This window comes from uncultured Aquimarina sp., from assembly GCF_947496855.1.
Lineage (GTDB): Bacteria > Bacteroidota > Bacteroidia > Flavobacteriales > Flavobacteriaceae > Aquimarina.
On record NZ_CANMED010000001.1, the window covers coordinates 1258030 to 1277580 of the forward strand.

Below are 19551 nucleotides of genomic sequence, written 5' to 3' on the forward strand. Positions count from 1 at the left end.
AAAAAGATATTTCTTAAATGAAAATAGTATTTGCCACAAATAATCCTAATAAATTAAAAGAAGTACAAGCGCTGGTTCCTTCTCATATTCAATTATTAAGTTTGACGAATATAGGCTGTACTGAGGATATTCCTGAAACATCCCCTACCATCGAAGGGAATGCAATACAAAAGGCTCAATATATAAAAGAAAATTATGGATATGATTGTTTTGCTGATGACACAGGATTAGAGGTAGATATCCTAAATGGTGATCCTGGTGTTTATTCTGCTCGTTATGCAGGAGAATCCAAAGATTCTGATGCCAATATGGATAAACTTCTGAACAACTTAAAGGAAAAAGACAATCGTAAAGCACAATTCAAAACAGTTGTTGCACTTCATATTAATGGTACGTTAGAAACGTTTACTGGTATTTGCTTAGGTACTATAACTAAACAAAAAAGAGGTGATAAAGGTTTTGGATACGATCCTATTTTTATGCCAAATGAATACCGTAAAACATTTGCAGAGCTCCCGCTGGAAGAAAAAAATAGCATCAGTCATCGAGCAAAGGCAGTGAAACAATTGGTAGTCTTTTTAAACAACTAATCTGCACCTGGAAATGCTAACATCTCCCCCATTCCTACAGTAAAAAGCCAATTTCCATAAATTGCATGTTCTATAGACACCAAAGTGGTTGATTTTGTCCTTTGATAAGTAAATGCAAATAATAAACCACCTAGAAAAGTGAGTAACTGAACCAGAAAACTCCTTAAAAATATATGAGCCAATGAAAAAAGGATTGCATTTATAAAAATAAACAACCACTTATTGTTGATCAAGGATTCATATCGATCATAAAAAAACGTTCTGTATATAATTTCTTGTGGCCAAACAGATAAAAAGGTGTATACAAACAAGATAACAACCCACAAAATTGGTTTTTGTATTACAATAGAAAACAATTTATCTGGAGCCATCCAAAAAACATATAAACTTGTAATTATAATCACAATAGCCAATTTGATAATAGTTTCTTTCCAAAACGGTTTCCAGTAAACCTTATCTGGAAATCTTATTTTCAAAAACTCCGATCTCTTTAGGTGAAGCAAAATATAAATAAAACCAGTAACTGTTAATCCTACTTTGATAGGAGCAGGATATGAAAACAAGAAACTAACAGGGAGCATTACAAATAGAAGGAATAATTCTAATCCTCGAGAAAAAGTAGGGTGCATTGTTTTTATTTTGTACTAATTTCATCATAAAAAATGAAACAAGTCATTTTTTAACAAATAAAAAGCCTCTGGGCAAGAGGCTTTTCTTTAGGAAATCAAAATTTGGGGATTATTTGATTTACAATTTTGGGGTAATTAATGTTGGTATTTGATAATACCATAAAAACTAATTCAACTTATATCAATCATTAACAACACTTCAAAAGTACATTAACATCTTAAAAGTATGTCAAAACAACTATATAAAAATACAAAGAACATCGTTAAAACACTTATTTAATCGATAAAACGCATTTTTAATGTATTAATAATTTGTTAGATAGGCAAAAACTATGATAGAAAAAAAATCTTCTTATTTAAATCAAGAAGGCTTATTAATCAACATACTATACATTAAGAAAACCTATTCCATAAAAAAAAGCCTCTTGGGGTATGAGGCTTAGTAGTAGGCTAAATAAATTTGGACAAAAAAAGTTTAATTCTCTAAATTTTAAAGTATTCTATTTATTAAGGGGCGAAACATTAAAATTAATTTTATTCGTAACTCTTATTCTTTCACAATTCAAAAGTAAATGATACACTATAAGTTTACAGAAAATTCGGTATAAACAAAATACATATAATCGATAAAATGCATTTTATACCGATTAAATGCTTTAATATTACAAAATATATTTCTTTTAATAAAAAAAGTAAGATTTTTACTAACTATAAATATTAAAAAATAAACCAAAAGAATTTGGATTGCATCTCACTTGAACCATAAATAGAGGCTACGCTTCCTAACAGCTTTACCTATATTTATGATATCAAATTAACAGGTGATAAAAATGAACTACAACCTTTTTTCAAATACTGATTTAGTATTAGAAGAAAACTAAAAGTACAAAAAAGCCTCATTTCTGAGGCTTTATAATTTGTCAAATCTAATTTTGGGGGGAATTAGATTTGTTGGGGCAAAAAAACATAAACAATCAATTCCAATTTTTCTCTTTCGGTATATATTTAATTTCTTAATATCTTTCTTCCGATGGGTCAAAAGTATTTTAATATCATATTTTCACAAAAATCGTTAAACAAATATACAGTAAATTATCGGCAAAAAGCATTTTTATTCGATAAAATGTATGTTTTAATGTTTTGCAACCATATCCACTGATCATTTTTATAATTAAACGAAAGGAATACGTTGCATAAATTTTATTAATATCGTAACATTACATTCTTAAAATTTCGAATACTATATATGGAAAGTCAAAACATCACTCCTACTGATCCCCAAAACGAAGAAATTATTGAAAACAGAGAGTTAAATATTTGGGAAGCATTAATTCCAATTGTTGCATTAGTAGGTATGTTGTTTTATAATGTATATTATGCTTTTGGCGATGATGCACTAAGTGGTAGTAATCAATTTATATTACTGCTGGGTGCAGCTGTAGCTGCAATTGTAGGTTTCTTTAATAAAGTATCTTACAAACAAATGATGGAAGAAGTTGCTCGCAACGTAAAATCTACCACTGGAGCGTTACTCATATTATTAATGGTAGGATCATTAGCAGGTACTTGGCTTATTAGTGGTATTATACCCACAATGATATACTATGGATTGCAGATTCTTAATCCTACTATTTTTCTAGCAGCCTGTGTAATTATCTGTGCTATTATTTCTATAGCCACTGGTAGTTCCTGGACAACATCTGCTACGGTAGGTATTGCACTAATTGGAATTGGAGACACCTTAGGTATTTCTTTAGGAATGACTGCGGGTGCGGTTATTTCAGGAGCGTATTTTGGTGATAAAATGTCACCATTATCAGATACTACAAACCTTGCTCCCGCTATGGCTGGAGGAGAATTGTTTTCTCACATAAAATATATGACATATACTACAGTACCTACAATAGTTATCACGTTAATTGTATTTGTAATCATCGGATTTACACTTGATACTTCTGGTTCTCCCGAAATTGGTGAACAATTAGGAGCTATAAAAAGTGCGTTTACAATATCACCTTGGTTATTTATTGTACCTATAATTGTTATTGCTCTTATTATTAAAAAAACACCTCCATTAATCGCATTATTAGCTGGAACATTATTAGGAGCTATTGCTGCGATTATAGCACAACCAGATATTGTAATAAATATTGCTGGTAGTGAAACACTTAATTTTCACTCCGCATATAAAGGTGTTATGAAAGCAATGACTGTGGATACTGCTGTAGAAACCTCTAGTAAAGAATTAAATGACCTATTTACAGCTGGTGGAATGTCTGGAATGCTAGGCACAATTTGGTTAATCGTTTGCGCAATGGTCTTTGGTGGTGTTATGGATGCCATTGGAGCACTAGCGAGAATTAGTAAAGCCTTATTAAGTATGTTCGATTCTGTGTTTGGTTTATTTGCCAGTACTGTTGCCAGTTGTCTTGCTCTAAATGTTACTGCTTCTGATCAGTATTTAGCAATTGTAGTACCTGGAAGAATGTACGCAAAAGCTTTTAAAGATAAAGGACTTGCTCCTGAAAACTTAAGTAGAACCTTAGAAGATTCTGGAACGGTAACCTCGGTTTTAGTTCCTTGGAATACATGTGGAGCTTATCAAAGTGGGGTTTTAGGCGTTCCCGTTGTTGATTATTTCTTTTTTGCAATCTTCAATTGGTTAAGTCCTTTTACCACACTACTCTTTGCAGCTTTCAGAATAAAAATCAAACAATTAGGAGATAAATAGAGATACCTATAAAAACAAAAAAGTGCATTTTTTCATCAAATGCACTTTTTTGTTTTTTCTCAATTTTTGTCTATAATTGGAATAGGCTTTTTATCATTATCAATAGCAACAAACTTAAACATTCCAGAAACAGCTATTTCACGATCGTAATTATACATATCTTCTTTATAAATATCTACCTGTACTACACAACTAGTTCTTCCTACCTCACTCACCTTGGCTACTAATTCTATGATTGTACCTTGAGGAATAGGTTTTTCAAAATCAATTTTACCTGTAGAAATTGTTACTACTTTTTTTCTGCTAAAACGAGTAGCACAGATAAAAGAAACTTCATCCATAAGTTGCAACGCCGTTCCTCCAAACAATGTTTCATAATGATTTGTAGTATTAGGGAACACAGCTTTAAAGATTCTAGTCTCGGATTTTTCGATCAATTCTTCTATAGTATTCATACAATGGTGATATAGTTTTTTCTTATCAGATTAATGAATAAAGATACTTGTTATACCTGTATCTTTGTTCCATAATTTTTAAAAAATTGGAATGGAAATTATCGAAAGCCTACAATGGCGATATGCTACAAAAAAATTTGATAACACTCGTATACTTCCTCAAGAGAAAATAGATATACTTACTGAAGCATTTAATCTTACTGCTACCTCTTATGGATTACAGCCATTAAAATTAGTTGTATTACATAATAAAGAAGTTCAAAAGAAACTCACAGAACATTCCTGGAATCAGCAACAGGTTGCAGATGCTTCTCACCTGTTGGTTTTTTGCATCGAAAATACGGTTGGCGAAGAATACATTACTAAGTATTTTGATAACGTAAAAGCAATAAGAAATACTTCTGATGACGTACTTAAACCCTTTAGAGAACAACTGGTAGATTCTTTTAAGAACAAACCTGCAGATGAAATCAGAAATTGGGCTGCCAAACAAGCCTATTTGGCTATGGGTAATTTATTAACAGTGTGCGCAACAGAAAAAATAGATGCTTGCCCTATGGAAGGTTTTATTCCCGAAAAATATGACGAAATTCTTAATCTTACTCAACTTGGTCTAAATTCAGTTTTAGTACTACCAGTAGGTTATCGTGCTGATGATGATATGTTTGCGGAGTTCAAAAAAGTAAGACGATCCATTAACGAAACAGTAATTGTTTTATAGACAAATACTTGGCAAGATATTTGGAGTGTAAAAAATGTTATATTTTTGTAATTCCCAAAACTTAATAATATGAAGAAAGTATTTCTGCTTATATCATTTATAATTACCTCTGCTGTGCTTGCACAAGAAGACCAATTACATTGGTTAACAGATTTTGAGACTGCAAAACAAGTTTCTGAAAACACAAAGAAACCTATTCTTATGTATTTTACAGGAAGCGATTGGTGTGCTCCTTGCATTATGCTTCATGAAGATTTCTTTTCTACTGAAAAGTTTAAAAATCAATCACAAAAAGTAGTTTTACTGAAAGTAGATATCCCTAGAAGAATGGATATAATTTCCGAAGAACAGCTAAAAGCAAATAAAAAATTACTAAGTAAATATAATAAACAAGGCGGTTTTCCAAATATTATTGCTGTTGATCGCACTGGCAAAGTACTTGGGTCCCAAGGTTCTTATAGTTCTTCTCTTAGAGATCCTGGCAGATACTTTAGTTTTGTAACCACAATTATTGAAAACTATTAATTAAAAAGATAAGTTACACATTATATAATCAAAACTCTTTTCGGTATTTTTGCCGAAGAGAGTTTTTTTAATTTAACACTTTACCTATGCCAGGATTCGAGCTATTTGGAGCTGAAGAAAAGAAAGAAGTTCAAGATGTATTAGACAATGGAGTTTTAATGCGTTACGGTTTTGATGGTAACCGAAATGGACATCACAAAGCCTTAGAACTAGAAAGAGATCTAGCTTCCAGAATGCAAACTGAATTCGCCCAGGTAGTGTCAAGTGGAACAGCAGCATTAACAGTAGCATTGGCTTCTGCAGGCGTTGGATCAGGAGATGAAGTGATTATGCCTACTTTTACATTTGTTGCCAGTTTCGAAGCTATATTATCTGTTGGTGCTACTCCTATTTTATGTGATATTGACGACACCTTAACTTTAGACCCTAAAGCAGTAAGAGAAGCGATTACATCAAAAACCAAAGTGGTTATGCCGGTGCATATGTGCGGATCCATGGCGGATCTAAAAGCACTGAAAACTATTTGTGATGAACATAACCTAATTTTATTAGAAGATGCTTGCCAGGCCATCGGAGGGACTTATGATAACAAACCCCTGGGTAGTTATGGGGATTTAGGATGCTTTTCTTTCGATTATGTGAAAACGATTACATGTGGTGAAGGCGGTGGTTTGATAACAAATTCTAAAAAGTATGCCGAAAATGCTCATAAGTATCAAGATCACGGGCATGATCATATTGGGAATGATCGAGGAGCAGAAACTCATCCATTTTTAGGATATAACTACAGACTATCTGAACTAAATGCAGCTGTAGGAATTGCTCAATTAAGAAAGTTAGATCATACTTTAGATCTACAGAAAAAAAACTATACTACTCTTCGCGATGCGCTAACCTCTATTCCAGAAGTTACGTTTAGAAGAGTTCCGGAAACTGGAGTAGAAAGCCATGCTTTTTTAAACCTATTTCTTCCTACTGAAGATTTAGCAAGAAAAGCACACAAAGCACTTGGTAAACACGGAGTAGATGTTTGTTTTTATTGGTTTGATAACAACTGGCACTATTATAAGAAGTGGGAACACTTATTAGAACCTAAATCACTCAACACGCTTTCAGCTGAACAAAAAATTGGTCTTCAAAAAAATAACCAATCTTTTGATGCAAGTGATGCTTGGATGGGTAGAACTATTTCATGCTTGATAAAAGTAGGTTGGTCCGAAAGTGATGTAAAAGAAAGAGCCTCAAAAATGATTGAAGCTCTACAAAGTATTTTATAAAACTACTTTCTAATAGTTTACATATTCTACAATCTCTAATCCGTATCCGATCATACCTACACGTTTTTGTTGTACGCTATTGGATACCAACCGTAATTTATGAACATTAAGGTCGTGTAAAATTTGCGCTCCAATACCAAAATCTTTGGTATCCATCATAATTTTTGGTGCTTTCACTATTTCTTCTCCCGTTTGGACTTCTTTCAGAGCCTTTAGACGGTTAATCAAATTAAAAGATTGACTTTCTTGATTGATAAAAACAATAGCGCCTTTTCCTTCTTTATTAATTCGAGTAAACATGGCATCTAGCCGTTTATCCGCGTTATTAGTTAGTGTCCCTAAGATATCATTATTAAACAATGTTGAGTTAATACGTGTCAAAACAGGTTCATTGTCCGACCAACTTCCTTTTGTTAATGCTATATGAATTTGGTTATTCGTAGTTTGTTTGTAAGCTCTTAATCTGTATTTACCAAAACGAGTAACTATGTCAAAATCTTCTTTCTTTTCGATTAGTGAATCATGCTGCATTCGGTATGCAACCAAGTCTTCGATTGAAACTAACTTAAGATCATATTTTTTAGCTACTTCTACTAATTGAGGAAGACGTGCCATAGTGCCATCTTCATTCATTATTTCTACAATTACACCTGCTGGTTTTAATCCTGCTAACCTTGCAAAATCTATTGCTGCTTCAGTATGTCCGGTTCGCCTTAGAACGCCACCTTCTTTTGCTTTTAATGGAAAAATATGACCTGGTCTTGCTAACTCATGAGGTTTTGTTTCTGAGTCAATCAATGCCAGAACAGTCTTGGCACGATCACTAGCAGAAATACCAGTAGTAACGCCATTTCCTTTTAGATCCACAGAAATCGTAAATGCGGTTTCCATAGGATCTGTATTGTTATCGACCATCATATTAAGTTTCAGGTCTTCACAACGTTGTTCTGTAATCGGAGTACAAATCAGTCCACGTCCATGTGTCGCCATAAAATTGATCATTTCTGGAGTTGCCTTTTCGGCTGCAGCCAAAAAATCTCCTTCATTCTCTCTATCTTCATCATCAACGACTATAATCACCTTCCCTTGACGAATATCATCAATAGCTTCTTGTATAGTGTTCAATTTCAATTTGTTTTTGGTCTCCGTAACCTGTGACATAACGATACAATTCTTAATTTGACAACAAAGGTAATTTATATAATTCTTAAATGGAACAGTATCTCCTAATTATCTGATTTTATTAATATCATCTTTTATAACACTACGATAATAAAAATAACTAAAGATATATAATGGCAAACCTAAAATGAAAATTATTGCATTTGGTCTTTCAGTTTGATCTTTTAACAGCTTATAAAACCTGCTGTGACTTACAAAAGACATTACAAAAAACACTAAATAGGTTAAATTACTTAGTAGATTAAAAATAAGTAACATTATCTCCGTATCGGGAGATGATTCTTTGGAAAGAACTTTTATAATTAGATTAATAAAAATTGACAAGAAGATCAATGTAATTGCTAAAATAGAATACTCATTAAAATCTCGATAATACTTTTCAGCTTTATCAAAATCAAAATTATCTAATTCCCCCCTTAATCTAAGATCACTTATAGATATCCCTCTATTATCTAGTATTTTCAATGATGTATTCCTATATTCTTCACTATAATCATATTGTCTGTAATTCTTAACAATATCTTTTAGTTTATTAGTATCATAACCAACTAAAATATCATATATAGGCATATCGATTTCTTCATCAAAATGTTCTTCATTAACCAATTCAATTTCTCCATCTAAATCCTTCTTCTTTGATCTTTTTTTAAAAAAATCTCGAATAGGTTGAATTAGAATATCAAAACTAACAAAGCCTCTATCTCTTGTTGCTCGATAAGTTAAAAATATACTCAGAGGAAATATGATAAATGTAGAAAGCCAAGAACCTACAAATGGTGGAACCCCTCCTTCTTCTGCTCCATTTTTAGCAAAAATCCCGATAAAATGATACGTAAGAAAAAGCACTACTCCAATCACAATTGGTAATCCTAATCCTCCTTTACGAATAATCGCCCCTAACGGAGCTCCTACAAAAAACAAGAGAACACAAGCTATACCCAATGCATATTTATCATGCAATGACATTTCATATTTATTAAGTGCTCTTTTTTTAACTTCTAATGTTCTTTTAGATGTTTGTATTCTTCTGATAACTCCATCTACATTAGAGAAAGCGAGGTTATAGATTTGCGATTTTTGTTTGATATTAAATCTATCATTTATCAAATCTAATGTATCAATAGTAGCTTTTTTTAGTGTATCTATTTTTAAATTCCTATTTAATTCTTTAAATCCATTTCTTCTATTCACATCTTCTTCTGTGGATTTAACCTCATCATTTACTTGGATTGACAATGTATCTATTTCATTTTTAAGCCCATTAACATTCAGCATGTTATATCCTTTACTATATTGCTGAGCATCCATATCAACATTATCTAAAGAAGATAAGTCCATATTAAGAACATACTGTTTAAAGTAGGTTTTAGCAAATGGTAATTTTTTTCTTTGCTTAGGAGATTTCTGATGGATTTCATCATAGTAATTTCCATCATTAAGTAATAATGTGATCAAATCAGAATCAATGCTACCCTTTAATTCTCCATCAGTAGCTTTTATCACTGTAAAATTACCGGCTCTAGCTCCTTTTTTGTGTATAATAACATCCCTTAAAAACTGGTCGTTATCACCATATTTTTCAGATACCCGTATGTTTATGTCTCCTAAATCATTAAATTGATTGGGAGTAATAACCATAGCAGGTTTTACCTTTACTATGTTTTTTCTTAGGTTAACAAACTTTCGTTCTGAACTAGGAATTACTGTATTAGAAAATAAAAATGCTCCAATCCCAACAAAAAAGATAAACACCGATAAGGTTCTCATTGCCCTTTGCAAGGATATACCTGAAGATTTCATTGCGGCGAACTCATAGTTCTCGGCAAAGTTACCAAAGATCATAATAGAAGTAAGCAAAATAGTGAGTGGTAATACCATGGGTATTAACCTAGGTGTAGCGTATGTTAAAAACTTTATTATAACCGAAAAATCCAAATCTTTTCCTGCTAACTCTGAGATAAATAACCAGATTGTTTGCAATAAAAGAATAAACATGATAATAATAAAGAGTGGAAAAAAAGTCTTTAAAAAAGTCGTTAGAATATATCTGTCAAGTATTTTCACCTATTCGCTACTAAAATAAATCCCGAAATCTTCGGGATGTGTATTAATTATAAATTAATGTTTAAATATATTACTAATCTAAACGATTGATATAATAATTTCCATATTTTGATTCGTCAAAAACAAATAACGTTTTAGAAAGCGGTTGATTTGTTTTAAAACTACTAACCGTAATTGTAATATTTGTTCCGTTATTCTGCATAAGAACCAATTTATAAATATGCTTTGTTTGCTTATCAATTCCTAATAAAATCTCTTTTAATTCACTCTTAGAATCAATTGGAACTAATTTTACAAACTGAATTTTTCTTCCCTGTACATCTTGAACTATATCTAATTTAGAAGTATAACCATCTTCGTAAAACGTAAGCATCTTAGAAGGCGTTACACTTGCATCATCTTCCGCGTTTTGGGAAGAAATATTAATCTCCTCATCTTCAGGAATAATGATGTGTAGTTTTTTACCGTCGTACATCTGTTCAGTTCCCATTAAGTTTAATAGATATTTATCACCTAATAAGGTAACATCACCTCTTGTCTCTTGAGAAACATTCTCTGCTGGGTTATTCAGAGCATATTTAAATCCTATGACAATATTATCATAACTTCTTACCTTAGTAGATACTTCATCTAAAAGGTGTTTTGCATCTTGCGCCTGAGCAGTAGCAATAAAAAGGGTAATTACTAAAAAAAATATTCTCTTTATCATCTATTTATTTCTATGTATTTAAAAATCTTTTTTATTCTACAAATCTACTATAATTACTCTGAGTCCAATAATTGTTTCAGAGCTATTAAATCCGTAACTAAAACCTGTCTAGCTTTACTTCCTTCGAAAGGGCCTACAATACCAGCAGCTTCTAACTGATCAATCAATCTTCCTGCTCTATTATAACCTAATTTAAGTTTTCTCTGTAATAAAGACGCTGAACCTTGCTGTGCTGTGACAATAACTTCTGCCGCGTCATTAAAAAGTTTATCTCTATCTTTTTTATCTATATCAAGACTTGTGCCACTTTCTTCTCCCAAATACTCCGGTAACAAATATGCATCAGGGTATGCTTTTTGGCTACCGATATAATCCGTAATCCTTTCAACTTCTGGTGTATCCACAAACGCACATTGAATCCTAACAAGATCATTACCTTGCGTGTACAACATATCTCCACGACCAATTAACTGGTCTGCTCCTCCTGTATCCAAAATAGTCCGAGAATCAATTTTAGAAGTTACTCTAAAAGCTATTCTAGCCGGAAAATTGGCTTTAATCATACCTGTTATCACATTAACCGAAGGTCTCTGGGTTGCGATAATAAGATGTATCCCTATTGCTCTCGCTAATTGTGCTAATCTAGCAATCGGTGTCTCTACTTCTTTACCGGCTGTCATAATAAGATCGGCAAACTCATCTACTACTAGAACAATATAAGGTAAAAACTTATGTCCATTTTCAGGATTTAGCTTTCGTGCTCGAAATTTGGCATTATACTCCTTTATGTTTCGGACCATTGCATTTTTCAACAAATCATATCGAGCATCCATCTCGATACAAAGAGAGTTCAGTGTATTAATCACTTTATTATTATCGGTTATGATAGCTTCATCAGTATCGGGTAATTTAGCAAGATAATGACGTTCTATTTTGTTGAACAATGTTAGTTCTACTTTTTTAGGATCTACTAGCACAAACTTTACCTCTGCAGGATGTTTTTTATACAATAACGAAGTTAAGATTGCATTTAATCCTACAGATTTACCCTGTCCTGTAGCTCCTGCCATTAATAAATGAGGCATCTTTGCTAAATCCACTACAAAGGTTTCATTAGAAATGGTTTTACCTAGAGATAAGGGAAGTTCCATTTCTGCTTCCTGAAACTTAGATGACGCAATTGCAGATCGCATGGAAACAATTGTAGATTTTTTGTTAGGGACTTCTATACCAATTGTTCCTTTACCAGGTATTGGCGCTATGATACGAATTCCCAATGCAGCCAATGACAATGCTATATCGTCTTCAAGGTTTTTAATTTTTGAAATACGGATACCCGCTTCTGGTACAATTTCATATAACGTAACCGTCGGACCAACAGTCGCTTTAATCTGTGCTATCTCAATTTTATAGTTTTTTAGCGTTTCTACAATACGATTTTTATTTTCTTCAAGTTCTCCTTGATCGATAGTTATACCTTTATTTTGAACCGAATAATCCTTTAATAAATCAATAGTAGGAAACTTAAAATTACCTAGCTCCAATTTAGGATCAAATTCTCCAAAATCTTTTACTAATTTAGTGCTAAGGTTTTCTACCTCTTCTTCTTCGACAATAGCCTCCACCTCCATCGCTATATCTTCTGGATTATCTTCAGACTTTATTATTAATTTTTCAGGAACCTCATCGGACTGATTATCCGGATTTCCATAAAACTCATTTACAGTTGTTTTTGTAGTTTCAGCAGATTTCTTACTTCCAAAAAGAGAAGTTTTTTCTTTAATTTTTTCCGCAACTGTACTCAATGAAAGATCCTTCGTATCGCCAAGAGATAAACTTTCTTTCTCATCTTCTTCCTTTTTATCTTCCTTTGTTAAACCCTTCGTACCATTAATCTTTTTATTTGACTGATAGTCTTTTGTGATTTCCGATTGCGTCTTTTTTAAAGAAGCAGATATCTTTTCTGGAGTATATCGCAAACGAACTACGATATAAACAATAGCAAAAAAGGCTAATACCAACACTGTTCCGATAAACCCAATATAATCCTGCATAAAGTCATTAACTTCATATCCTATGACCCCTGCAAGTAAACCACTTTCTTTTTGTACAAATCCAAAAATTACTGAAATCCATAACATTACTAGTGTCCCCCAAAACCAGAATCCTGCCAATTTCTTTCTGTTTAAATCAAAAAACAAGTAGACTCCTGTAAGGGAAATAAGAACTGGAAGAATTAAAGCTGAAATACCAAAGCCTCTAAAAATAAAAAAGTCACTTACTTTAGCTCCTGAAATACTAAGCCAATTTTTTGCTGAAGAAGTTCTATTTGGAAATTGAGAAATTTCACTTTGATCTACTTTCCAATTAAAGAAAAAAGACACAAAAGCAAAGAATAATGCTATCCCCAAAAAGAATAAGAAACTACCCAAAACAACTTTTTGTTGTCTTGATAAAGTAAGCCTTTCTTTTAAAGATCTTTTAGGCTTTTTTGCGGTTTTCCTTTTTGTTGTTACTTTTTTTTTTGCCATTTTTCGGATGTGTTATCGCAAAAATACGAATATCTATATTGGAACGTAAAAATGGGAAAAAAATTTTCTATAATATATATGGAACATAAATAATACAACCAACAATAACTGCTACTATGGCTGCTATAAATACTGCTCCAGCGGCAATATCTTTTATAAAACCAATTTTATCGTGAAAGTCAGGATGTATAAAATCTGCAATTGCTTCTACAGTAGTATTTAATCCTTCAATACTCATTACTAGACCAATTGCAAAAGTTTGCAAAATCCACTCTATTGGAGTTATATTCATATAAAAACCTAAGGCTGTCATAATAATTGCTATGACAGCCTGTACTTGTATACTTGGTTCCGTTTTAAGCAATATCAATGCTCCTTTTAGCGCATATCCACAACCTCGTAACCTCCCCATAATAAAATTAGTTCCTTTACCCATATAAGAGAATTATGCCAATGTTTTTATAGCTTCAGCATAGTTAGGTTCCTGCACAATTTCTGGCACTTGCTCAGCATGCACAATTGTACCTTCTTCATTAACTACGACAACTGCTCTAGAATGAAGACCTTTCATAGGGCCATCAATAATTTCTAAACCATAATCTTTGCCAAATTTCCCATCTCTAAAATCTGAATGATTTACTACATTTTCTAGTCCTTCTGCCCCACAAAACCTAGCTTGAGCAAATGGCAAATCTCTAGATACGCAAAGAACTTTGGTATTAGACAGGTTACTTGCTTCTTTATTAAATTGCCTAACAGAAGCAGCACATATTCCTGTATCAATAGATGGAAATATATTTAATACAACTCTTTCCCCCTTATAATCCGATAGTTTTGACACTGATAAATCTGTGTTTACCAATTCAAAATCCGGAGCTTTATCACCTACTTTAGGTAAATTACCATTTGTATGTATTGAGTTTCCACTTAGTGTTATTGTAGCCATAATAATATTATTTATGTGTTTTTAGAGCTATAAAATTAGTAAGATTATATGGCATTTACATAAAGTTTTATAAAAATAAAAAAACCTTCTACTAGAGAAGGCTTTTTTATTTATCTCTAGGTGTACATTAAGAATCTATAGATCCCATTACCCGTTGCATAAAACTATTTAGAGCCTCTTTTTTAGAAGCACCATCTTTAATCATTTTATTTACTTCAATAGCCCCATACATATTAGAAATTAATTCTCCTAGTACGTCTAATTCATCATCTTTAAGAGAAGGTACTTCAGTTAAAGATTCTAAAGTTTCAATTGTCTCCACTAGAAAATCCTCATCATTTTCTTCTATAAAAGAAGTAAGATGCTTAATTATTGGTAATTTCATCTACTAGTTCTTTTAAAACATCAAATTTATTAGTCTGTACCTGATTTACAAAAGTTCCATTTTTAAAGGTAGCAAACGTAGGAAGGTTATCCACCTTAGCCATTTTTCTGGATTCAGGATTTTTTTCTGCATCTACAATGATAAAAGTAGTATCATTTTTTTCTGAAGCTAATTTCTTAAACTTAGGCTTCATTATTCTACAATTGCCACACCAAGTAGCAGAATACTGAACTACTACCGTGGTATTGTCATTTACAACTTCAGAAAGATTATCCGTAGTTAACTCTTGGATCATAATTTATATAATTATAAGATTGAGAATAAGCTTCTCTAAAGCGTACTTCAGAGAAGCTTTATAATCTAAGATTATGTTATTAATTAGCTGCTAAGTAAGAAGCTACTCCGTCTCTATTAGCAGACATAGCATCTTTGCCCTCTTCCCAGTTTGCTGGACATACTTCTCCGTTTTTCTGAACGTGAGCATATGCATCAATTAATCTTAAAAACTCCGCTACATTTCTTCCAACAGGCATATGGTTTATACCTTCATGAAAAACAGTACCTTCTTCATCAATTAAGTAAGTAGCTCTATAGGTAACATTATCACCTTCTACTGTTACTATTCCAGTTTCCTCATTATATGTTTCGTTTGTGATATCTAAAATTCCTAACATACTTGAAAGGTTACGATTAGAATCTGCCAAAATAGGATACGTAACACCTTCAATACCTCCGTTATCTTTAGATGTATTTAACCACGCAAAATGAACTTCGGGAGTATCACAAGAAGCACCAATAACCATAGTGTTTCTTTTTTCGAATTCAGCTAAAGCTTCCTGAAAAGCATGTAATTCTGTTGGACACACAAAAGTAAAATCTTTTGGGTACCAAAATAACAATACTTTTTTGTTATTATTTCTAGCTTCTTCCAACACGTTAAGTTTGAAAGTATCCCCCATATCATTCATTGCATCAACGCTAAGATTTGGAAATTTTTTACCTACAAATGCCATTTTTTTATTTATTTAAAAGTGTAATTAATTAATTTTTGAAGTGGCAAATATACACCTCCTAATCTAACCTTAATACAAGGGTAATTTTAATTTTCTATGTATTGATAGTTTTTACTAATACAACAAAATTCCTTCAGATTACTGAAATATTCTTACAAAAAAATGAAATACCTTACATAAATTACGGATAAATTGTACTTTTTATACGATGATTTACACTTCATAAAATCTATTTTTGTATTTTCGCTTTAACCATTGACTAAAAACTTAACAAGTTGAGAAACTTTCTTAATCAAGTAGTTATAATATTTGTTGTATTTATTTCGCTAAATACTTCGGCTCAAACTTCTTTAGATGGAAGCGATATCCAAGCATATATAGAAGAAGCTGAAGTCCTACTGGAAGAATACAAATACGAGCAGGCTTTAGAAAAGGCTCAGATAGCATATAAAACTGCAAAATATAATGATGATGAAAAGAATCTCGCAAAAATTCACGACGTAATTGCTCGAGTACACGAGCTAAATAATCAAGAAAGTATAGCTATAACTAATTATAGAACTGCACTTACCTATGCTTCAAGCTCTAAGACTACTTATCTAAAAGCTAAATTATATAACAATCTAGGGAACCTTTTTATCAAATCAGATTCTACTCTATATAAAGGAATAAAACATTACAAAAAAGGTTATGAAATTGCAAGAGAGATAAAGGATACCACAAAAATGGTGAAACCATTATTAAATCTTGCGGAATATTATATTAATAACGATGATTACAAAACTAGTGATGAATATCTGACCAAAGTAAGAGCATTAATTGGCAGGGACATGAACATATCAAGTCCTCAAAAAACCAAATTAAGTAACCTACTTGGTAAATATTTTTTAAGAGTTCGAAGATACGAGAGAGCTAATGAACACCTAGAAAATGCGATAACCTTTGCTACTGATGAAATTAATAATAGTGACAATAATAAGATATTAATATCTACTTTCCATAAGGAGTTGGCCACTTCTTACATGACAAAATATAAAATTCATAAAAATCAAAAAGAATTTGAATTAGCAACTCCTTTTCTAGAAAAACACTATGAAAACCTTTCTAAATCAGATGATCTAACGAAAGAAATAGAGCTTCTTAAGGCTACCATAGAGTTCGGGGTAGATCAGATGAAAGATCAAGTCGAGCAGGCCAATAAGAAAGATGATGAAAACTACTCTAAAGAGATCAAATGGCAGATTATCACCATTCTTGGTGTTGTTTTAATACTAATATCACTTGCCTTCCTAATAAGTTCCTACAAAAATAATTTACAAAAGAAAAAACTAAATAATGATCTTATAGGAAAAAACAAGGAACTTGTATATGCTAAGGAAACTGCAGAGCAAGTTTCTACCCTTAAGTCGCAATTCATATCCACTGTAAGCCATGAATTAAGGACACCTCTTTATGGAGTTATAGGCCTTACTTCTTTGCTTATGGAAAATCCAGAAGAGAAAAAGAAAAATGAATATCTAGAATCTCTAAAATTCTCTGGAGATTACTTGCTTGCATTGATTAACGATGTATTGCAACTAAGTAAAATAGAAACTAATGAAGTAAAATTAGAAAAAGTTTCTTTTGACATAAGGTCACTTATAGAAGGGATTGTAAATTCACTTCATTCAAAACAAAAACACAATAGTAATACAGTACATATTGATATCGATCGAGATATAAAAACCACGCTACTTGGAGATTCCGTGAGGTTATCACAAATATTAATCAACCTTATTGGTAACGCTCTTAAATTTACAAATAACGGAAACATCTGGATAAAAGTTAAATGCCTTGACTATCAAGATGACAATTACAAGTTACGTTTTCTCATAAAAGATGATGGTATTGGTATTCCTAAAAGTAAACAGGATACTATTTTTGATAATTTCGCACAAGTAAAGAATCAAAATCAGGAGTACGAAGGTACAGGGCTTGGTTTGGCTATTGTAAAAAAACTAATTCATCTTCATAATAGTGAAATTTTTATTAATAGTGAAGATGGAGTTGGATCTGAGTTTACATTTGATCTGAGTTATGAAAAAGCAATCAAAGAACAGGATATTTCTTCAAAAACAGGCGAAACAATTAGTATTGGAACAACCAATTTCAATATCCTTATCGTTGATGATAATAAAATCAATCAAATTGTAACCCAAAACATCTTAAAGAAAAAAGGATACACCTGTAATTTGGCTAATAATGGTATGAATGCAATAGAGATGGTAAAAAGCGAAAGTTTTGACTTAATTCTAATGGATATCAATATGCCAGAGATGAACGGATTGGATGCTACTACAGTTATTCGAACTTTTAATACGCATATCCCAATTATTGCACTTACCGCAGTAGAAGAAGGTGAAATTAGAGATCAGGCATTATCTGTAGGTATGAATGATGTAATTATCAAACCGTATGACACTCAACAATTCTTCCAGACAATTATGAAGAATATTTCGAAAGTGAAATATATAAGTTAGATTCTAATAACTTTCTCATTGCATAATTTATTCTGTTAAAGCATATCATACTTATCACCGAATATATTATTTTAGAGCACAATTTCTAGCTTATTACACGAACATGAACTCAAAAAAAACAGGTTTTAATACCATTTGCACCCATATTGGGGAAATAGAAGACAAACAATTTAAAGGAGCTATATCTCCTATTTATCTTTCCACCTCATATGCTTTTGAAGGTGTAGATACCAAAAGATATCCTCGCTATTTTAACACCCCCAATCAAGAGGCATTATGTAAAAAAATTGCCCGTTTAGAAAAAGGAGAAGCTTCATTGATTTTCGGCAGTGGTATGGCAGCAATAAGCACTACTTTATTGGCTTTTCTTAGAAAAGGTGATCATATAGTTTTACAGCGCACATTATATGGAGGAACTGCCAACCTGATAAATGAAGAATTTGATAAATATGGTATAGAATATTCTTTTGTTGATTCTCAGGATGCTAGTGGATTTGAAGAAAAAATTAAAGAAAACACTAAAGTAATATATATTGAAACACCCTCTAATCCTCTGCTAACAATAACGGATATCAGAGCGATATCGGAATTAGCACAGCAGAAAGAGATCATAACAATGATTGATAACACCTTTGCTTCACCGGTAAATCAAAATCCTATAGAATTGGGTATTGATATTGTTTTGCATTCTGCAACAAAATATTTAGGAGGACACAGTGACATACTTGCTGGGGCCGTTGTATCTTCAGAAAAAAATATTGAACAAATATTTCATTTAGCAAAAAACCTAGGAGGCAGTTTAAGTGATTTTACCGTATGGATGTTAGAACGAAGTATTAAAACTTTAGGATTGAGAGTTAAACAGCAAAATAAAAATGCAAAAAAAATGGCTAAATGGCTAGAAAAGCATACCGATATTGAAGCTGTATTTTATCCAGGATTAAAATCACATCCTGATTACGAAATAGCAAAAAAACAAATGAAAGGATTTGGAGGGATGTTATCTTTTGAATTGAAAAAAGGACTTGATGCCAGTAAATTTCAGAAAGAACTAAAACTGATAAAAAGCTCTATGAGTCTCGCTGGAGTAGAAAGCACAATCCTCTCTCCTACCTTAACATCACATGCCTTACTTACAGAGGAAGAAAGAGAACATCAAGGAATTAACGACGGATTACTGAGATTTAGTGTTGGTATCGAAGAAAAAGAAGACTTGATAAGAGATATAGAGCAAGCATTAGAAAAAATTAAGATACTAGAACTTGAACATTAAT

General features: G+C 32.0%; 18 protein-coding genes. 7 read left to right on the plus strand and 11 right to left on the minus strand.

The annotated features are described in order from the left end of the window. The first annotated feature begins 17 nt into the window (after positions 1-17). Complete coding sequence (locus tag Q0921_RS05455; RefSeq protein WP_299254390.1) at positions 18-590, plus strand: non-canonical purine NTP diphosphatase; 573 nt, start codon at positions 18-20, stop codon at positions 588-590. Here Q0921_RS05455 and Q0921_RS05460 read toward each other — a convergent pair. Next, positions 587-1219: a CPBP family glutamic-type intramembrane protease gene (locus Q0921_RS05460; protein ID WP_299254393.1), complete on the minus strand. Its 633-nt coding sequence runs from the start codon at positions 1217-1219 to the stop codon at positions 587-589. The two genes, Q0921_RS05455 and Q0921_RS05460, sit on opposite strands and share 4 nt — an antisense overlap. Positions 1220-2465: 1246 nt before the next feature. On the opposite strand from Q0921_RS05460, the gene nhaC reads away from it, so the two are divergent. Beyond that, positions 2466-3950, plus strand: a complete 1485-nt coding sequence (nhaC, locus tag Q0921_RS05465) for a Na+/H+ antiporter NhaC (protein ID WP_299254395.1) — start codon at positions 2466-2468, stop codon at positions 3948-3950. A 59-nt stretch (positions 3951-4009) separates the two neighbouring features. Here nhaC and Q0921_RS05470 read toward each other — a convergent pair whose 3' ends face one another. Beyond that, the gene (locus Q0921_RS05470) at positions 4010-4405 is read right to left on the minus strand and encodes an acyl-CoA thioesterase (protein WP_299254398.1); all 396 of its coding nucleotides are present in this window, start codon (positions 4403-4405) and stop codon (positions 4010-4012) included. Positions 4406-4496: 91 nt separating this feature from the next. Between Q0921_RS05470 and Q0921_RS05475 the strand changes: the two genes are divergently transcribed. The 3 genes from Q0921_RS05475 (at position 4497) to Q0921_RS05485 (ending at position 6928) form a co-directional block, all read left to right on the plus strand. Then, positions 4497-5126 carry an NAD(P)H-dependent oxidoreductase gene (locus tag Q0921_RS05475; RefSeq protein ID WP_299254401.1) on the plus strand — a complete coding sequence of 210 codons (630 nt, stop codon included), beginning with the start codon at positions 4497-4499 and terminating at the stop codon, positions 5124-5126. A 69-nt stretch (positions 5127-5195) separates the two neighbouring features. Continuing rightward, on the plus strand, positions 5196-5651 hold the full coding sequence (locus Q0921_RS05480) for a thioredoxin family protein (RefSeq protein WP_299254404.1): 456 nt from the start codon (positions 5196-5198) through the stop codon (positions 5649-5651). Positions 5652-5737: 86 nt separating this feature from the next. Beyond that, a complete protein-coding gene (locus tag Q0921_RS05485; RefSeq protein WP_299254406.1) occupies positions 5738-6928 on the plus strand; it encodes a DegT/DnrJ/EryC1/StrS aminotransferase family protein in 1191 nt (396 codons plus the stop codon). Between the two features lie 9 nt (positions 6929-6937). Here the strand turns inward: Q0921_RS05485 and ribB are convergent, their stop codons facing one another. The 9 genes from ribB to Q0921_RS05530 form a co-directional block, all read right to left on the minus strand. Continuing rightward, positions 6938-8089: a 3,4-dihydroxy-2-butanone-4-phosphate synthase gene (gene ribB / locus Q0921_RS05490; protein ID WP_299254409.1), complete on the minus strand. Its 1152-nt coding sequence runs from the start codon at positions 8087-8089 to the stop codon at positions 6938-6940. A gap of 69 nt (positions 8090-8158) precedes the next feature. Then, positions 8159-10174, minus strand: coding sequence for an LptF/LptG family permease (locus Q0921_RS05495; protein WP_367183316.1), 2016 nt, complete (start codon positions 10172-10174; stop codon positions 8159-8161). Positions 10175-10247: 73 nt separating this feature from the next. Beyond that, positions 10248-10883 (minus strand): outer membrane lipoprotein carrier protein LolA, encoded by a 636-nt coding sequence (locus Q0921_RS05500; RefSeq protein WP_299254412.1) that lies wholly within the window; start codon positions 10881-10883, stop codon positions 10248-10250. Positions 10884-10936: 53 nt separating this feature from the next. Further along, on the minus strand, positions 10937-13414 hold the full coding sequence (locus Q0921_RS05505; protein WP_299254415.1) for a DNA translocase FtsK: 2478 nt from the start codon (positions 13412-13414) through the stop codon (positions 10937-10939). A gap of 67 nt (positions 13415-13481) precedes the next feature. Further along, positions 13482-13850, minus strand: coding sequence for a diacylglycerol kinase (locus tag Q0921_RS05510; RefSeq protein WP_299254418.1), 369 nt, complete (start codon positions 13848-13850; stop codon positions 13482-13484). A gap of 9 nt (positions 13851-13859) precedes the next feature. Then, on the minus strand, positions 13860-14360 hold the full coding sequence (gene tpx / locus Q0921_RS05515) for a thiol peroxidase (protein ID WP_299254421.1): 501 nt from the start codon (positions 14358-14360) through the stop codon (positions 13860-13862). A gap of 127 nt (positions 14361-14487) precedes the next feature. Further along, a complete protein-coding gene (locus Q0921_RS05520) occupies positions 14488-14745 on the minus strand; it encodes a hypothetical protein (protein ID WP_299254424.1) in 258 nt (85 codons plus the stop codon). Then, positions 14726-15040, minus strand: a complete 315-nt coding sequence (locus Q0921_RS05525) for a co-chaperone YbbN (RefSeq protein ID WP_299254427.1) — start codon at positions 15038-15040, stop codon at positions 14726-14728. Before Q0921_RS05525 ends, Q0921_RS05520 begins: the two co-directional genes overlap by 20 nt. 79 nt (positions 15041-15119) lie before the next feature. After that, positions 15120-15758, minus strand: a complete 639-nt coding sequence (locus tag Q0921_RS05530; RefSeq protein ID WP_299254430.1) for a peroxiredoxin — start codon at positions 15756-15758, stop codon at positions 15120-15122. A 275-nt stretch (positions 15759-16033) separates the two neighbouring features. Between Q0921_RS05530 and Q0921_RS05535 the strand changes: the two genes are divergently transcribed. Both Q0921_RS05535 and Q0921_RS05540 read left to right on the plus strand, forming a co-directional pair. After that, complete coding sequence (locus Q0921_RS05535; RefSeq protein ID WP_299254433.1) at positions 16034-18277, plus strand: response regulator; 2244 nt, start codon at positions 16034-16036, stop codon at positions 18275-18277. Positions 18278-18380: 103 nt separating this feature from the next. Continuing rightward, positions 18381-19550 carry a PLP-dependent aspartate aminotransferase family protein gene (locus Q0921_RS05540; protein ID WP_299254436.1) on the plus strand — a complete coding sequence of 390 codons (1170 nt, stop codon included), beginning with the start codon at positions 18381-18383 and terminating at the stop codon, positions 19548-19550. The last annotated feature ends 1 nt before the right edge of the window (position 19551 follow it).

Excerpts from the sequence above, each read along its gene's own strand:
- Q0921_RS05455 (WP_299254390.1), top strand. The coding sequence starts at position 18 with ATGAAAATAGTATTTGCCACAAATAATCCTAATAAATTAAAAGAAGTA.
- Q0921_RS05460 (WP_299254393.1), bottom strand. The coding sequence starts at position 1,219 with ATGCACCCTACTTTTTCTCGAGGATTAGAATTATTCCTTCTATTTGTA.
- nhaC (WP_299254395.1), top strand. The coding sequence starts at position 2,466 with ATGGAAAGTCAAAACATCACTCCTACTGATCCCCAAAACGAAGAAATT.
- Q0921_RS05470 (WP_299254398.1), bottom strand. The coding sequence starts at position 4,405 with ATGAATACTATAGAAGAATTGATCGAAAAATCCGAGACTAGAATCTTT.
- Q0921_RS05475 (WP_299254401.1), top strand. The coding sequence starts at position 4,497 with ATGGAAATTATCGAAAGCCTACAATGGCGATATGCTACAAAAAAATTT.
- Q0921_RS05480 (WP_299254404.1), top strand. The coding sequence starts at position 5,196 with ATGAAGAAAGTATTTCTGCTTATATCATTTATAATTACCTCTGCTGTG.
- Q0921_RS05485 (WP_299254406.1), top strand. The coding sequence starts at position 5,738 with ATGCCAGGATTCGAGCTATTTGGAGCTGAAGAAAAGAAAGAAGTTCAA.
- ribB (WP_299254409.1), bottom strand. The coding sequence starts at position 8,089 with ATGTCACAGGTTACGGAGACCAAAAACAAATTGAAATTGAACACTATA.
- Q0921_RS05500 (WP_299254412.1), bottom strand. The coding sequence starts at position 10,883 with ATGATAAAGAGAATATTTTTTTTAGTAATTACCCTTTTTATTGCTACT.
- Q0921_RS05505 (WP_299254415.1), bottom strand. The coding sequence starts at position 13,414 with ATGGCAAAAAAAAAAGTAACAACAAAAAGGAAAACCGCAAAAAAGCCT.
- Q0921_RS05510 (WP_299254418.1), bottom strand. The coding sequence starts at position 13,850 with ATGGGTAAAGGAACTAATTTTATTATGGGGAGGTTACGAGGTTGTGGA.
- tpx (WP_299254421.1), bottom strand. The coding sequence starts at position 14,360 with ATGGCTACAATAACACTAAGTGGAAACTCAATACATACAAATGGTAAT.
- Q0921_RS05520 (WP_299254424.1), bottom strand. The coding sequence starts at position 14,745 with ATGAAATTACCAATAATTAAGCATCTTACTTCTTTTATAGAAGAAAAT.
- Q0921_RS05525 (WP_299254427.1), bottom strand. The coding sequence starts at position 15,040 with ATGATCCAAGAGTTAACTACGGATAATCTTTCTGAAGTTGTAAATGAC.
- Q0921_RS05530 (WP_299254430.1), bottom strand. The coding sequence starts at position 15,758 with ATGGCATTTGTAGGTAAAAAATTTCCAAATCTTAGCGTTGATGCAATG.
- Q0921_RS05540 (WP_299254436.1), top strand. The coding sequence starts at position 18,381 with ATGAACTCAAAAAAAACAGGTTTTAATACCATTTGCACCCATATTGGG.